Below are 16,590 nucleotides of genomic sequence, written 5' to 3'. Positions count from 1 at the left end.
AAGCGCTGGAAACGAACAATGCAATTAACCAGTCTGGAAATTTTTGGGTTTAAGAGTTTTGCAGAACGCACCCGCTTTGTTTTTGACAAAGGCATCACGGGTATAGTGGGGCCTAATGGTTGCGGCAAGTCTAATGTCGTTGACTCTATCCGCTGGGTACTGGGAGAGCAGAAAACCCGAAACCTCCGGTCTGACAAGATGGAAAATATCATCTTCAATGGTACCAAATCCAAGCGAAAAGCCAATTTTGCCGAGGTTTCCCTTACCTTTGAAAACACCAAAAATATTCTCCCGACCGAATACACGACGATTACAATTACGCGGAAACTTTACCGCAGCGGAGAAAGTGAGTATTTGCTCAATGGCGTTACCTGCCGACTCAAAGATATTCAGGATCTTTTTCTCGATACGGGCGTAAGTTCGGACTCCTATGCCATCATTGAACTGCGAATGGTGGACGAAATGCTCACCAATAAAGATAATGAAAGGCGTAAGTTTTTTGAAGAAGCTGCGGGCATTTCCAAATATAAAGTTCGAAAAAAACAGACGCTCAAACGCCTCGAAGACACGGATGCTGATCTCGAACGTGTGGAGGACTTGCTGTTTGAAATTGACAAAAATCTCAAATCGCTCGAAAAACAGGCCCGCCGTACGCAGCGGTATTTTGAACTGAAAGAACAATACAAGGAAATTAGTTCTCAATATGCCTTCCTCGCAGTGAGGAGTATTCGGGATGAACAAAAACAGGTTCAGATACTGGAGCAGAATCTCGCAGATCAGCTTACAGCCGTTCATTCTTCGATGGCTCGTTTTGAAGCCAGGCTCCAGGAACTGAAAAAAGAGTTGCTGGATAATGAAAAAATGCTCTCCCATGCGCAGGGCGAATTTAATCGCCACGTACAAAAAATTCAGTCAGTAGAAACTGAAAAGTCGATTAAAAACGAGCGGCTGAAATACCTCCAGCAACGAGAAATCTCTATCCAAAACCAAATCGAAACGGAAAAACGCCAGCTGGAAAAAAACGAAAGTTCGCTCGCCCAGTTACGTGAAGATTTTGCCCGGATAGAAAAAGATTTGCTGGAACAACAGCGAAAGGAGGCTGCACTCAAAGGAGAAAAAGAACAGCTTTCCCGCCAGAATCAGGAAGAAGTTTCCCAGGTCAATGCACTGGCTGCGACACATCGGGAAACCGAACAGGAACTGCAAAACCTGACCCGCGAAAAGGAAATTAAGCGTGTCCAGATCCAAAGCATGGAGGGCGAACTACAGCGTGCGGAAGAAGATATAAACCGTCGGTCAGAAGATCTGGATGCATTTTCAGAAAAAAGCCGCACCCTGGAGGTTGAGGTCGCTTCGCTTGACAAACAGTTTCAGGAGCTGTCAACCCAGCAGGAAAATCATATCGCAGATACCCGGGCAACAGAGCAATTGGTCACCAATCTTAAGGATAATGTCTATAAAACCAACCGCCTGCTCGACGCCCGCCAAAACGAGTACAATCTGACCAAAAGCCTCGTCGAAAACCTCGAGGGTTTTCCCGCAAGTGTGAAGTTTTTGAAAAAAAATGCGCAGTGGATTAAAGATGCACCTCTTCTTTCCGATGTGTTTGCTGTTCCTGATGAATATAAAGTTGCTTTTGAAAACTACCTGGAGCCTTATCTGAGCTATTATGTCGTAAAAACCCGCCAGGATGCGATCCTGTCTGTTCATATGCTTGCCGAGGCGTCGAAAGGCAGAGCCAACTTTTTTATTCTGGAAGAACTGGAACATTATAAGTCGGCAAATCCGCTGCTCTTTACCCAGGCAAAGCTGGCGCTTGATGTAGTGGATTTTGGCGAAGAATATAAAAAGCTTGCGGCATTTCTTCTGGGAAATGTCTATATCGTTCAGGGGGAAAATGACTTCCCGGAAGATATGTCCAACGATACGGTTTTTATCACCCGGGCAGGGAACGTTTCCCGGCGCAGATATATGGTTGGCGGTGGCTCACTGGGGTTATTTGAAGGAAAGCGATTGGGACGGGCCAAAAACCTCGAAAAACTCGATAAGGAAATTGCAAAACTTCAAAAACAACTGACCAATGAAAAGGTTGAACTCGATCAGGCTACCCAAAAACTCGAAGGGTTAAAGAAACTGGATTTTCACCATCAGATTGAACCGGTTCGCAAAAACCTGCTGGAAAAACAACGCGACCTCTCCGTCCTGCAGTCGAGGGAAAAAGAACATAGAGAATTTCTCGCCCGTGTAGGTCAACGAACCGAATCGCTGGAAGAAGAGTTGGGAAAACTTCGCACTTTCCTGATAGAAATAGATCCTAAACTCAAAATTCATCTGGAAGAACTACAGCAGATAACGTCTCAACTGGCTACCCAGCGCGAAAATGCCAGAGAAACCGCTGATCTGCTGGCTGAGGTTAACCAAAAGTACAACCAGGAGCATATTCGCCTGATTCACCTCACCAACCAGAATGATAATCTTCAACGTGAGATGGATCAGCGAACAGAATCTATCGAGCGTTTTGCGGAAACCAATAAAAAGCTGAAAGATGAACTCGATCAGGTAAGAAAAGACACCGACAACCTCATCAACAGCAATATGCAGGATGATGAAGTCATCGTCGAAATGTACAATCAAAAGCGTGAAAAAGAAGGCCATGTGAACCTGCTCGAGGAAAAAGTCGGCATGACCAAAAACTCCATTCATCAGGTAGAAGACAAACTGGCTGAGGAAAGAAAAAACCGCGAACATGTGCTGCAAAAACAGGCAGACCTGAAGGAGAGCATTACCGAGATCAAGCTGGAAATGAATTCCTTAAAAGAGCGCATGTCGGTAGAATTTCAGGTGGAAATCAGCGATCTGGTACAGGAAGAGTTGTTTGATAAACCGCTGGAACATTATGATGTAAAGGAGATAGAGGAAAAATTGCTGGGGCTGAGAAGCAAGGTGCAGACCTACGGAGAAATCAATCCCATGGCAGTTGAAGCCTATAATGAAATGAAGGAGCGATTTGATTTTATCAATGAGCAAAAGGCAGACCTGGCAGAAGCAAAAAAATCCTTGTTAAGTACGATTGCAGAAATAGACCTGACCGCTAAGGAGAAATTTCTTGAAACATTTGCCAAAGTAAGAGACCACTTCCAGGTGGTGTTCAGGAGCCTTTTCTCCGAAGATGACAAATGCGATATCATGCTGTTGGATGAAGAAAATCCCCTGGAATCAGAAATTTCGATCATTGCCCGTCCCAAAGGAAAACGACCCCTTACGATCAAACAGCTCTCCGGAGGGGAAAAAACCCTTACAGCGGTGGCATTATTGTTCGCCATTTACCTCATCAAGCCTGCGCCTTTCTGTATTTTTGATGAAGTAGATGCCCCGCTGGATGATGCCAATATTGACAAATTTAACAATATCATCCGCCAGTTCTCGGAAACATCACAGTTTATTATCGTCACCCACAACAAACGCACGATGGCATCTACCAATGTCATGTATGGTGTAACGATGGAAAATACCGGCGTGTCGCGGTTGTTGCCTGTTGATCTTTCTGCTCTGAATCTGGCGTAATAAATATGGCCACAGGAATAGATACCCGTTTTGCAGCGAAACTTCTCCGGGCGGGAGAGATTGTTGCTATCCCCACAGAGACCGTATATGGACTGGCCGGGAATGCCTTGAATGACGATGCCGTCATCAAAATTTTTGAAGCAAAACAGCGCCCAAAGTTCAATCCGTTGATTGTGCATTTCGCCCATGTCGCACTGTTGCAAAAGTATATTGCAGACATTCCGGAAAAAGCGGCGCTGTTGGCCGGAACTTTCTGGCCGGGGCCATTGACCCTTTTACTGCCAAAAAAACCTGCGATCAGCGATCTGGTTACAGGAGGAAGTTCTCGGGTTGCCGTACGTATTCCCAGCCATCCACTGGCACTGGAACTGCTGAGCCAGCTCGATTTTCCATTGGCCGCGCCCAGTGCCAACCGCTTTGGTTCTATCAGTCCGACAACTGCCGCGCATGTGGAAAGCCAGTTGGGACGCAGGGTCTCTTATATTCTGGATGGCGGCCCTTCAACGGTAGGGGTGGAGTCAACGATCGTCGGATTTGAAGGGGAGGACCCGATTATTTACCGCCTGGGCGGAATCGGGCTGGAAGAAATAGAAGAATGTGTGGGAGAAGTTACGATGCTTACAAAAAGCGATAAGCCTCAAACCTCGGGGATGATGAAGAGCCATTATGCACCCGGCACGCCCCTGTACCTCGGCGAGCCGGCTGTTTTGCTGAAGGAATTGACATCCCCAAAGGTTGGTGTCCTTTCCTTTTCAAAAAGCTATACAGCGGTTGAGCCTGCCTATCAGGTCGTGCTGTCAGAATCGGGCGACCTGCATGAAGCCGCCAAAAACCTGTTTTCTGCCATGCATTATCTCGACAGCCTTGGCCTGGATGTGATTGTAGCGGAGCGCGTTCCTGACACAGGCATTGGAAAAGCAATCAATGACCGGCTGGAAAGGGCAAGGCAGGAAAATAAGGTTGGGGAGTGAGTTTTTATCGAAAAAGTTCGGAATTATAAAATAATTGGGAGTTTCTGCGAAACTCTGCGCGTACTTTGCGTTCCCCTGCGTCCAAAAAGCAGGGAGATGATCTCCGATCAACATTGTTATGGTTCACGCACAATACGCAAAGGAATCGCAAAGTTTCACAAAGGGAAAAGAGCTCATATGGGCTTCATAAATAATTTTCATCGGAATCATATTTTTGGAATTGGTCATTCTCCGGAATAAATTCACTTCCTTAACCCAAGCCCTTTCCGATGTTGAAACAAATATTCCCATTTCCTCCCAAATATCTATGGATATTTTCCCTCCTGCTTTCGGCACTATATCCCACTGCCTCTTTTGCCCAGACACTTGAAAAAGAACCTGTCAGGAAAAATACCCATCAACCCGACTGGTTGCTCGATGCTTCCCCATATACAGCCGGTATTTACCGGGGCAATCACCCCGATGAAATTGTTATGTCCAACGGACTGATCCGCCGCACATTCCGAATGTCGCCCAATGCAGCTACCGTGGGTTTTGACAACCTGATCACGGGAGAATCCATCTTGCGAGGGGTGAAACCCGAAGCGGAGATCACGATCAATGGCGATACATTTGCGGTAGGCGGGCTGACCGGGCAACCCAATTATGCATTTTTATTGCCTGAGTGGATAGACAGCATGAAGGCTGACTCCCGCGCTATGCAGATCACCGGTTTCAAAACCGGTAAGGCAACGGCTCCATTTGAATGGAAGGAGGCCCGACACCATGCCCCACATACGGCCTGGCCTCCAAAAGGCGTACATCTGCAAATGGACTACGAACTTCCGGCATACATTCAGGTTCAGGCAAGGGTTATTCCCAATATTACAGTCTCCGTGCATTACGAACTCTACGACGGGATTCCGGTTATGGCCAAATGGATAACCCTGACCAATCATGGCGGCATGCCCGTAACTGTCAATTCATTTACCAGTGAAATACTCGCAGCAGTAGAATATGGATCTTCGGTAGAAACCCGCCAGTACAATGTCCTCTATCCCAATATCCATGTGGAGACGGATTTTGCATTTGCCAGTATGTACAGCATGGATGCCAACCATCATGTGGTTCATTGGGAGTCAGATCCTGACTATGCTACGCAGGTAAGTTATCTCAGAGTAACGCCTTGTCTGTTGAAAGTAAAACCAGAGATCGGGCCGGAGGAAGTGGTTCTCGCCGGAGACCAATTTACCTCATTCCGTACCTATATTATGCCGCATGACAGCTATGACAGAGAGCGGCAGGGGCTGGCACAACGCCGACTATACCGTACACTGGCTCCATGGAGTACAGAAAATCCTTTGATGATGCACGCACGGTTTGCCGATTGGGAAAGAGTCAAAGTGGCCATTGACCAATGTGCTGAGGTAGGCTTTGAAATGGTCATTCTGACTTTTGGGAGTGGGTTTAATATTGAGGATGACAGTCCGGCTTATATGGAAAAGATGAAGGAATATGCCGATTATGCCAAAAGTAAAGGTGTGGAAATCGGCGGGTACTCGCTGCTGGCTTCGCGTAAAATAGACGAAAAAAATGATGTGGTCATGCCTGAAGGGCAAACGCCTACTTTCGGCAATTCTCCCTGCATCGGTAGTGAATGGGGGCAGACCTATTTCAAGAAATTGTACAATTTCTACGAAAAAACCGGATTCGCCCTTCTGGAACACGACGGTTCTTATCCGGGCGATGTATGTATTTCTACTAACCATCCGGGGCATACAGGTTACCATGATTCACAGTGGAAGCAGTATCAGGTAATTTCAGACTTTTACAAATGGTGCCGCAGCAAGGGTATTTATCTCAATATTCCTGACTATTATTATCTGGCAGGGGGAAATAAATGTGGAATGGGCTACCGGGAAGTCAACTGGAGCCTTCCCCGCGACCAGCAGGTCATCCATACCCGCCAAAATATATATGATGGCACATGGACCAAACTCAGCACCATGGGATGGATGTTTGTGCCGCTGACAGAATATCAGGGTGGGGGAGACGCCGCAACGATAGAACCATTAAGCGACCACCTCGACCATTATGAAAAGATGATTATCTCCAACCTGGGCGCAGGCGTGCAGGCTTGCTATCGAGGGCCAAGGTTATATGATACAGAAGCCACAAAACAAATGGTCAAACAATCTGTAGATTGGTACAAACAACACCGGGAAGTGCTCGAAGGAGACTTGATTCACCTCCGCAGAGCCGATGGCCGCGATATAGATTACTGGCTGATGGTTAATCCCGAAGGAAAAGAAAAGGCCGCCCTGGTAGTATTTAATCCGACGAAGGAGGATGTCTCTCGTTCCATTGCTGTTCCTTTATATTATGCCGGTTTAAAAGGAAAGGTAAAAGCCATGTGCGAAAACAAACCTGCCGGAGTTTTTGAGGCAAATCAGGGGGGAGAAATCGCACTTCCGGTCAAAGTTGGGGCAGGAAAATGGGTCGCCTATTTTTTAGAATAAGATATCCGCTTAAATATTTATTCCGGTTTTGTAAACTTGTGTACATATACTAACTTTACCCGGCTCATAAACAGATAAATCTGATATCAGATACATGGACTTTTCTATACAAAATCTAAACGCATCCACCTCTTTAGCCACACCCGTTCTGATTCTGCTTGGAACAGGTTTGCTGCTCATGATTCTTGACGCATTCAAACAAAGGAGTAGCCTGGTTTGGGTAAGTGCTGCCGGAATGATTCTTTCGGCATTGACAGCCTGGTGGATGGGGCCGTCCGAAAGTACAATTACATTTTTTGGGATGATGGAAGTGGGGGGCATCGCCCCGCTGGTCCATGTATTTTTATGCGTTTCAGGCGTATGTACCCTGTTTTTCCTGGGAGACTATCTCAAAAGACAGGATCGTAAAATCGATGATGTCTATGCACTGCTGGTTTTTTCTGTCCTTGGTATGATCCTTATGGCAAATGCCAATGACCTGATTATGACTTTCATCGGGTTGGAAACCATGTCCATGTGTCTCTACATTTTCGCGGCACTGTATAAGACCGAAAGCCGTTCCAATGAGGCGGGTCTGAAATACTTTCTCCTGGGTTCATTTGCCTCTGCCTTCCTGCTGTTTGGTATTTCTATCCTTTATGGTGTTACAGGTACTACCAATTTCTCCATTTTGAATGGAGCTGACATGATCAAACTGCTTCAGGAAAACCAGCCTTTATTCTTTACAGCATCGGGGCTGATCATGGTAGGTTTCCTTTTTAAAGTGGCTGCTTTCCCCTTTCATAGCTGGACGCCCGACGTTTATACGGGAACGCCGACACCACTCGCAGGCTTTATGGCTACCGGCAGTAAACTCGCTGCTTTTGTGGCGATGGGGGTCATTATCCAAAAACTCCAACTCGTAAGTGCTTCAGAAAACGGTAAAATAGAAACGATTCTGGCACTTGCCGCGCTTCTGACGATGGTATATGGCAATATTGTCGCTGCCCGCCAGCAAAACCTCAAGCGAATGCTGGCTTATTCAAGTATTGCGCACTCTGGTTATATTCTCCTCGGCCTTTGTGCCGCTACTCCTGACAACTATATTGGCTTCAAAGCGATTATTTTCTACATGTTTATCTATACCCTCATGAATATCGGCGCTTTCGGTATTGTGGGTATGGTAGAACAGCAGTTTGAAGATACAGACCTTGAAAGCTGGCGCGGACTGGGCCTGAAATCTCCTTATCTGGCAGGGGCACTCGCCATTTTCCTCTTTTCATTGGCGGGAATTCCTCCCCTGGCTGGTTTTATGGGGAAATATCAGGTGTTTATCACTGCCATCCGCGATGACCTGGTCTTTCTCGCTACCATCGGTATCCTGACTTCCGTCATCGGTGCTTACTACTACATTCGGGTCATTGTGGTTATGTTCTTCAACAGTGAAGGCAAACAGCCGGTATTCAATACCAGGTTTTCTTTCCTTCCGGTTGCCGGAATTGCCATTCTTGTTTTTCTGATTCTGCTTCTTGGCGTATTCCCCGGACTGGTACTTACCCCGATCGATACGGCCTTTGGTGCAGTAGTGGATACCGGAACAGCTATGCTGGGGAGATAACACTTTCCATGACCTGAACTACCTGCCTGCAAAGTTTTTCTTTGTCAAACTGACTTTCCGCCAGACGGCGGGCGTTTTTCTGATAGTTGATAATCTGACCCGGCAGGCGGACGAGTGCGCCCAGTTTTTGGGCAGAACCTTCAGGATCACCGGGATCGGTGTAAATGCCGCATTCATTTTCCTCTGTCAGATCACGAATCCAGCCATTAAAATTTACCAATATCATTTTTCCCGCAGCCAGTGAATCAAAAAATTTATTGGGGCTGGTAGTTTCAAGCACGGGTATTTGTGCAAAAGAAATGTAGGCAGCGTGAGCAATAGAGAGGTATTCACGGATATGGTGTTTGTTTACGGCAGGCAAAAAGGTTGTATTCCGTAATTCACCGGCCAATTTTTCCAAACGACGCTTCTCACTTCCCGACCCTGCGATCAGAAAATGAATATCAAGCGATTGCTGCTGGCACGCTTCGGCAAGCCTGATCAGATAGTCCAGATGATTGGCTTTTCCCATGGCGCCAAAATAGATTACCCGAAAACCTGCGTTCTGAAAACTTTGGATATCTGCGGACTGAGTGGAATATCCGGGATAAAAAAACTGACAGTCAGACATATTGGGGATCATCGGAATGGGCACTTTCCCTCCATTTGCCCTGATCCCTTCTGCAATCCCCGGCGATAATGCGATGATCTTCGAAGCATTTAGGTAAATCATTCTCTCCAGCCTGTAAAGCGCTTTTTTCAGTAATCGATGTTTGATTACACCCATCTGTACAGGCGCTTCCGGCCATAAGTCTCTTACTTCGAATATATAAGGGGTTTTGTTGATTTTTTTGAGCAGCAATGCAATGATGCCGATGGTCAGCGGAGTGGAGGTCGCAAAACAAAGCGCTACATTTTTTATTTTACGGGAAGTAAGGAAAGCGCGAATAACGAATGCAGAAAATGCAACCATTCTCTGAAAGGTCCCCATTTCATTGGCATACCTAACGGGCAAATACCAAACTTCAATTCCTTCAACATTCTTTTTGACAAGTGAATCGCTGTTGTGACTGGTGATCATCACTACCTCGTGCCCGGCAGATAACATTGCTTTTGCCAGATGGTATGATCGAATTCCTCCTGATTCTCCCGGAGTTTGAAAATATTGGTGGAGGTATAGGATTTTCATGCAGTAAAATTACCGTTAATCCAGGTCATGAGGATGAGCATCGCTGTGATTTCGGGAGAATGGTCGGCTTTGCTGGCCATATGTTGATCCAGCATATTTGCAAATACAGATGGGTTGATCCATTCGAACACAGGGTGTCTGGTATTGCGAAGAAAGACCTGCCATTCTTTATTGTCAGGATTCCGTATCCATTTTCCTATGGGCATGCCAAATCCTTCTTTTGGCCTGTCGCAAAATGCTTTTCCGCCTTTTGCTTCCAATAGTCTTTTCAACATCCATTTTTTCCCATTCTTAATCAAGTACTCTGCACCCATTTCCTGTGAAAACTGAAGCAATGGGGGATATAGATAGGGCATCCGCACTTCCAGGCTATGTGCCATCGAAGTCTGGTCTGTCATCATCAGTATATCTGAAACCAGGTAATTTTCCCTGTCAAATGACAACGCATCGTTAAGAGAAAATACCGGAGAATAGGAGGCGGAAATATCCGGAAAGGCTGATCCGCAAAAATTGTGAAAAGTTTTTTCTGGATTTTTGTCGAGGGTATGGACAAATTTTTTGATCAGGCGAAACGATTTTCTCGCAGGGTGATCAAACCCTGCTGGCAGAAAATATGCACCAGCCCGTAAAAACGGAAGCGTAGCAGAAAGTGCGCTTTGATGTTGGATATAAAAATGGAAGGCCTTATGCCGATTATATCCCGCAAACAGCTCGTCAGCGCCCGCACCACTCAGCGCCACTTTGGCCTCTGTACTTACCGCTTTGGATAGAAGAAATGTCAATAATCCCGCCCCGTCGGCGATCGGTTGGTCGAGGCTTCCAACAAATTCCGGAATATGGTGCAGAATATCAGGTTCTACAGAAATTTCGTGAAGATCTGCTTCATACATTTTCGCTGCTCTGCGGGCAAAATCGTAATCATTTGTCCCAAAACTTCCTGCCGCTGATCCATTGCCCATGACAAAAGCCGGAAATTTGCGCAAGCCTTCTTCGCGTAATAACGCCAAAAGCAAAGTGGAATCTACACCGCCACTGAGAAATAACCCTATGGGCACATCGGCAATCAGATGACTTTTTACAGATTGATTCAGCAGTTCATTCAGCAGAATCAGATTTTCTTTTTCGGAGGTTCCCGTCTGATTTTTTGCATTGGGTTGACGGTAATCAAAAGGCACTTTTTCCCCATATTGTATGCGTATCGCATGCCCTTCCGGCAACTCAAATATGCCTTCGAAAAATGTCAGCGGCTTGGGCGCGAATTTATACCGCAGGTAAAAAGGAATACAGGCCGTATGGAGTTTTGCCGTAACGAGTCCACTGGCCAGAATACCTTTGATCTCTGAAGAAGCCAGCCAGAAAGGGCCATTCTCCGAATAAAAGAGAGGTTTCATGCCAAATGGATCGCGGGCCAGGAGAATATAGTCCTCCGCTTTGTCCATAAAGGCGAAAGCAAACATGCCTTCCAGCCGGCTCAGGCACTTTTCTCTTTCCCTGATGAGTAGGTGCAGCAGCACTTCTGTATCGCCAGCGGTGCGAAATTTGATATCAGGATACTCCCGGGTAAGTTCTTCGCGCAGGGTTTGGAAGTTGTAAATCTCTCCGTTGAAAATGAGGGTATATCTTCCGCACTCGGACCGAAATGGCTGCTGATTACGGTCATGGGTATCAATGATTTTCAGACGTGTATGTCCAAAGTGGCAGATCTTGTTGGGAAAAACTTCAGTATAAACACCATCGCCGTCCGGACCGCGATGGGCCAGACGGCGATTCATGGAAACGATAGAATCGGTTCCGCTCTTGGCAGATTGATCGATAATCAGATTAATTCCGCACACCTTATCGTGTGGAATGCCCGACGAAGGAATGATCGGACAGGGTAGATTCTGTCAGACGTTCCTGCCGGAGTTTTTCCCGCTTTGCCAAAATCTCTTTCATTTTTCCTATTTTCACTCCCTTCCGGTACAAATAAGTAAAAAGGACAAACAGCGCCACCGGGTAAGCGGCAAACAGGACAGAGTAAAAACTACGCCATTCGGGGATCAGTCTATAGATAAATAAAGCCAGCAAACCAGAAATTACTGAAACGATCCCGAGAGTAATGGGCACAAATTGTTCTGGAATACCAATATTGGCCAGTTGATGTGTCAGGTGATCTCTGCCACCGACAAAAGGCGAACTTCCCCTGGCAATCCGGGCAAATGTTACAAAGGACGTATCCATAATCGGCACAATAAAAACTGTGAGTGGAATCAGGCCTTTGCGTATGTGGGAAATGTTGTCAGGGCTTGTAGAAATATTCCAGAAATACTCAATACCCATAAAAGCCAGCACAAGGCCAATAAACATACTGCCTGTGTCTCCCATATAAATCTTTGCAGGTTTCCAGTTCCAGAATAAAAATCCAAGGAAACCACCTACAATGACTACAAGTACAAAAAACATGGTAGTAAGACCTTCCTGAATGGTCAGCATAGAGAAGGTTGACACAACGATTGTGGTGGCAATCGTTGTCGTTACCCCATCCATATTGTCAAGCATGTTGAGGCTGTTCATGATTCCTACTACCCAGAAAATAGTCAGTACAGAGTCCATAATCCATAAATCCGGAGACCACATGACGAAAAACCTGATCTGAATTCCGAAGAATATAAGGATCAGCCCGCAAGTCACCTGGCCCAGAAATTTGAGACCAGGATGGGTGCCATAAGCGTCATCTGCGAATCCAATCATAAAGGCGAGCGTTGCGCTTAAAAACAAAGGCAACATACGGGTTGTGACTACATTGGTATTGGGTTGCAATACAAGAAGCAGGATAATGCCCACGAGGAAGGTAATATAGAAAGATATTCCCCCTGTGGTAGGTTTTGAAGTGCTACTCCATCTGACCAGGTTTTGCGCTTGCCGGCTCTCAACACCGAAATTTCGCGAAAATCTGAACAAAATTTTATTCAGCATATAGGAAAAGCCTATCATACTGAGGAGCAGAAAAATACTTTTCATAGAGTTTGTTTGGATTTTTCTTCTGAGCCGAAAGTACGGCAATATTTAGTTTTTGCAAAAAACAGGAATAGGTCTGATTGTAAGGATTTTGCGTATTTTGTTGGTTCCATGGTTTACAAATCAGACATAAATCTTTGGGGGAAAGAATAAAAGTAAAACAATGACCTGTTTATATACCCTAATTATTTTGGGGCAAAATTACACCAAAAAATATTAATGTAAAGTAATCTTTTGGTTAAAAAAATGCTCTCACCTGTATCCTTCCTGTATGAATAACCGGCGTCTCTACGGAAACTCTGCCGTCATATGTGAGGCTTAACTCTACATTGGAGAGAACATAAAATGTGATAAATGCCTGCCATACAGCGTTTAAGCCTGGTTGAAGTCCTTCTCTGAGCTCATATTCTGCCGAAAACCCCGGTGAGCCCGTTTGGGAAAGGCTGCTAAGTTCCAATTTGGTAAAAAGGTTGTTGCGCTCTTTCAGGTTCCACCTCGTGTCGAAGATCAGCTTGTGTACATTCAGTTTTGCATCATTTTCTCCGGCTATATTGGTATTATTTCGCTGTTTATACACATAACCTGTCGTAAGCCGAAACTTTCGGTTAAACTGGAAATTCATTCTGGGATTGACCTCCCAAAAGTCTATATCAAAATTTCTGGTTTCAAATGATTCTGCCACCGCAAACTGGTTCCCTATTCTGGATTCAAGTTCGAGGCTTTTACTGGTCCCAATATTTAGCCTTTGAATTCCCAGCCAAAAGGTCATTCCTCGCAGTTCATCGCCTGTGCTGAGAAATAGTTTGGATTTGCTATCCTGATAGGCAAACCTTAAATCGCCGACCGGATTATTTTGGAAGAATGAAAGGTCTTGTCGCAAATTGTAATTTGCATTCAGCAAAGTGGTATCAGAAAACGGGTCAGTGAAGTCAATAAAGTAAGTGCCTATTTTCTCGTTTCGGGATTTGTTTTGATTTACCCGGAAAGTTGTCTGGGATTGGATATTCCTGAAAACCTCTTTAAACACTTTTTCTGATGCCGGAATCACCTGTTTGAAATTCCACCTGACATTTCCCGAAAGGCTGAGTCGTGTCGTGGGGAATAGTTCTCTGGTAGGAACTACTACTCTTATAAAGTTGGCAATCAGAGGATTATTCGCAATCTGAAACTCTTCGATGTCCTGAATGCCATCATGGTTAAACAATGAATCCAACCATACATACTGTCCCAGTCCGGGATTTACTTCTATAAACCGAACTTCCTGCCGTGCAAGTTGTTCTGAGTTTACATCATAGACAAAATTTGCATATAACAGTTGATTTTTGGTTGAAACGGCTGTCTGAAGATTGGTGTTTAGCAGCCTTGAATTTTTCAATCCACTGGAATAAAAACTGGTGTCCTGTACGACCAGGTTGCGAAAAGAAGTTGTCTGTTGCATCCGAAACAGTGGTGAAGGATTCCATGAGGTTCGCATCAGCCAGGTTTGGGCAATACTTTTGTCGAGCAGCTTGCCTTTTAGCCATTCCCGGTCAAACCGATAGTTCCATGACAACTCAGCTTGCAATTTTTTTGTACCGGAGGTTCTGATATAGGGGCGAAGATCGACAAAAGAAAAGGAACCGGAGCGAATGCTGTCTCTGACTTTTTCTTCCCTGCTTTCTGTCCAGATTACAACGCCGGGTTGGATTTTTCCCAGTGGGACAAAAATATCACCCTCATGCCTTTGCCAGCGTGAGTTGATTGCAGCCAGATCATCTGCGCGATCGATATCCGTAAACATATAATTTCCATTCAGAAAACGCGGCATACGGCTATTGACCGAATACATTTGACGAAAAGTATTGGCGCCGGGACCTGTATTTCTTATACCCGTTTCTACTTCAAATTCCAGCCGGTTTTTGTAGTTGAGAGAAAGCCTTGACATGCCGATATTTTCATTTTCTCTTTCGCCTGTTTCATCAAAATTCCATATACGTCCATATTCAGCCTGATACAGCCGGTCGAGATTCGTATACCGTTTTCCTACATACTGATGAAAAACGTCGAGAGAGAGGGTAACAGAGTCGGATAGTTGCACATCTTTGATGGATATACCCGCCCGGTTGGCGAAATCTTTATTATCTCCGTCATTGAGTGGTGAAAGCCGGTTGAGATCTTCATTGCTCATGGCAGACTCCGAAAAGAGGGTGATTTTATCTGAGAGTTTGAAAGAAATCCGTGCATCTGCCACTTCCAGTAATCGGGGTAAAACCCATGTTCTTACGGGGGCATAGTCTCCCTGTGGCTGGCCGCCAGGGTCGGGTGCTACCCATGTAAAGACATTGTCATTGATACCTGAGCGGTCTTGTGTATAAAAACCTCCGCCGGGACCGACATAGCTAAAAAATATCCCGTAAATCGCCAGATCGGGATTATTGGAAAAGACATATCTCTCATAGCTGTTGCCATCCACCATCGTATCTACACGGGCATAACGTACAGCCTGATCGTCATAGCCAAGGGCGAATATACCGGAAGTAGTTGCCAGGCCGCCGTTGTCTCCTACCTGGCTTAACGTATCGCGGGCATTCTCAAAGGCTTCCGGGTTGTCAAATGGCGCATTGGGATTGTCGGAGTCTCTGCTATAAGAAAAGCCAATTTTCAGCCGATCGTTGAAAAGATCCTGTTCCATATCTGCTACAACGAGCGAGCGGTTGAAGTATCGGTCATTGTATTCAAAATCGACCACAATTCGGGTAACGTTGGTAATAACATGTCTTGCGGTAAAGGTTACTTCTGCGGTGTTATAGTCAATGATATAGTCGAGGTTTTCGCCCCGTTGCATGAGTTTTCCGTTGAGGTACACTTTTTCGCTGCCCGCGAGTACGATAAACAACCGCTCGCGGTTTTTTCCGGTAAGCCGGTAGGGGCCGGAAATACCATCTACTCCCATAAAGGAGTTGGTGTGAAACTTCCCTTTAGCTACTGCGCCACTTGCACTGAGCCGGGTGTCAGCAGTTTTATAGCTTACCTGTAACCCCTGTACATTGCGGTAAATATTGGCAAAATGAGTTTGTTTGCGACTTACTTCAAAATCTCCCACTGTGACAGCGACCGGGCCTTTGGAAAGCTGTACAAATACCCGGTCAAAGTCTGAGATCTGCTGTGTGGTTCCGTCAGGCTGGATGGGGAGATTTTCGTCGGTAATGGCGCCGACAATTTTCAGGCCATCGCCCAGATCGCCTTCGATCTGGAGGCGGAGCCCGCTGGTTACGGATAGGCCCCGGTTGTTACCGGCGGTAATTCCGCGCGAAAGGCTACCGCTTTTACGGATACCTTCCTGAGACTCCCAAAAAATATCGGGTGCCGGACCATTGGGGTTTTCAAAAATGACGTCGGCAATTTGGGTTTGTGATACGGAATCGGTGAGAATACGTATTTTCCGGAGGCTTACAGGATCGGCCAACCCCTTTTTAAAATAGCGATAACTAACCAGCCACGGCCCCTGCGCATGCAGGGAGTCAGGTAAAATGATGAACCCGGCGCTATAATTACTCTGATAACTTGCTGAAGCAATAACCTCAAGGGAAGGAGAAACGATTTTTTCAGAAAAAGGTACAAGAAAGCCATGCGTAAGCCGAAGCGTATCATCATGCAAATAGAGGGTGTCCTCTGCCGAAAGAGTTGTCTGTTGTGCAAAATTTTCCGAAGGGCAAAGGACAATTAACCAGATCGTCCCCGTGAAAACCAGGGGGGATATTTTACGCCAGAACCGGGTGAATTTCCATGGGAAAGCCATTATGCTTCTCTTGGGGC

General features: G+C 45.8%; 8 protein-coding genes. 4 read left to right on the top strand and 4 right to left on the bottom strand.

Annotation, left to right across the window (positions count from 1 at the left end; all coding sequences use genetic code 11):
• Positions 1-18 precede the first annotated feature (18 nt).
• From smc to R3D00_23055, 4 genes are all read left to right on the top strand, one after another.
• Positions 19-3,564 carry a chromosome segregation protein SMC gene (gene smc / locus R3D00_23070; GenBank protein ID MEZ4776077.1) on the top strand — a complete coding sequence of 1,182 codons (3,546 nt, stop codon included), beginning with the start codon at positions 19-21 and terminating at the stop codon, positions 3,562-3,564.
• Positions 3,565-3,569: 5 nt separating this feature from the next.
• Complete coding sequence (locus tag R3D00_23065) at positions 3,570-4,535, top strand: L-threonylcarbamoyladenylate synthase (protein MEZ4776076.1); 966 nt, start codon at positions 3,570-3,572, stop codon at positions 4,533-4,535.
• A 269-nt stretch (positions 4,536-4,804) separates the two neighbouring features.
• On the top strand, positions 4,805-7,033 hold the full coding sequence (locus R3D00_23060; GenBank protein ID MEZ4776075.1) for an alpha-galactosidase: 2,229 nt from the start codon (positions 4,805-4,807) through the stop codon (positions 7,031-7,033).
• 94 nt (positions 7,034-7,127) lie between these two features.
• Complete coding sequence (locus R3D00_23055) at positions 7,128-8,630, top strand: NADH-quinone oxidoreductase subunit N (protein ID MEZ4776074.1); 1,503 nt, start codon at positions 7,128-7,130, stop codon at positions 8,628-8,630.
• On the opposite strand, the gene R3D00_23050 is transcribed toward R3D00_23055, so the two are convergent.
• The 4 genes from R3D00_23050 to R3D00_23035 all read right to left on the bottom strand — a co-directional run bounded on the left by R3D00_23050 (position 8,614) and on the right by R3D00_23035 (position 16,573).
• Positions 8,614-9,798: a glycosyltransferase family 4 protein gene (locus tag R3D00_23050; GenBank protein MEZ4776073.1), complete on the bottom strand. Its 1,185-nt coding sequence runs from the start codon at positions 9,796-9,798 to the stop codon at positions 8,614-8,616. The two genes, R3D00_23055 and R3D00_23050, sit on opposite strands and share 17 nt — an antisense overlap.
• Positions 9,795-11,633, bottom strand: a complete 1,839-nt coding sequence (asnB, locus tag R3D00_23045; GenBank protein ID MEZ4776072.1) for an asparagine synthase (glutamine-hydrolyzing) — start codon at positions 11,631-11,633, stop codon at positions 9,795-9,797. Before asnB ends, R3D00_23050 begins: the two co-directional genes overlap by 4 nt.
• 1 nt (position 11,634) lies before the next feature.
• Entirely contained in the window at positions 11,635-12,798 is a 1,164-nt protein-coding gene (locus tag R3D00_23040; GenBank protein MEZ4776071.1) for an MraY family glycosyltransferase, read from the bottom strand.
• Between the two features lie 235 nt (positions 12,799-13,033).
• A complete protein-coding gene (locus tag R3D00_23035; protein MEZ4776070.1) occupies positions 13,034-16,573 on the bottom strand; it encodes a hypothetical protein in 3,540 nt (1,179 codons plus the stop codon).
• Positions 16,574-16,590 lie beyond the last annotated feature (17 nt).

This window comes from Bacteroidia bacterium (assembly GCA_041391665.1).
In the GTDB taxonomy this organism is placed as follows: Bacteria; Bacteroidota; Bacteroidia; order J057; family J057; genus JAGQVA01.
Note: the sequence above shows the minus strand (reverse complement) of the source record. Positions and strands in the feature narration are given on the sequence as shown.

What these genes read in the sequence shown, in the direction of transcription:
- smc (MEZ4776077.1), top strand. Translation starts at nt 19, where the DNA reads ATGCAATTAACCAGTCTGGAAATTTTTGGGTTTAAGAGTTTTGCAGAA.
- R3D00_23065 (MEZ4776076.1), top strand. Translation starts at nt 3,570, where the DNA reads ATGGCCACAGGAATAGATACCCGTTTTGCAGCGAAACTTCTCCGGGCG.
- R3D00_23060 (MEZ4776075.1), top strand. Translation starts at nt 4,805, where the DNA reads ATGTTGAAACAAATATTCCCATTTCCTCCCAAATATCTATGGATATTT.
- R3D00_23055 (MEZ4776074.1), top strand. Translation starts at nt 7,128, where the DNA reads ATGGACTTTTCTATACAAAATCTAAACGCATCCACCTCTTTAGCCACA.
- R3D00_23050 (MEZ4776073.1), bottom strand. Translation starts at nt 9,798, where the DNA reads ATGAAAATCCTATACCTCCACCAATATTTTCAAACTCCGGGAGAATCA.
- R3D00_23040 (MEZ4776071.1), bottom strand. Translation starts at nt 12,798, where the DNA reads ATGAAAAGTATTTTTCTGCTCCTCAGTATGATAGGCTTTTCCTATATG.
- R3D00_23035 (MEZ4776070.1), bottom strand. Translation starts at nt 16,573, where the DNA reads ATGGCTTTCCCATGGAAATTCACCCGGTTCTGGCGTAAAATATCCCCC.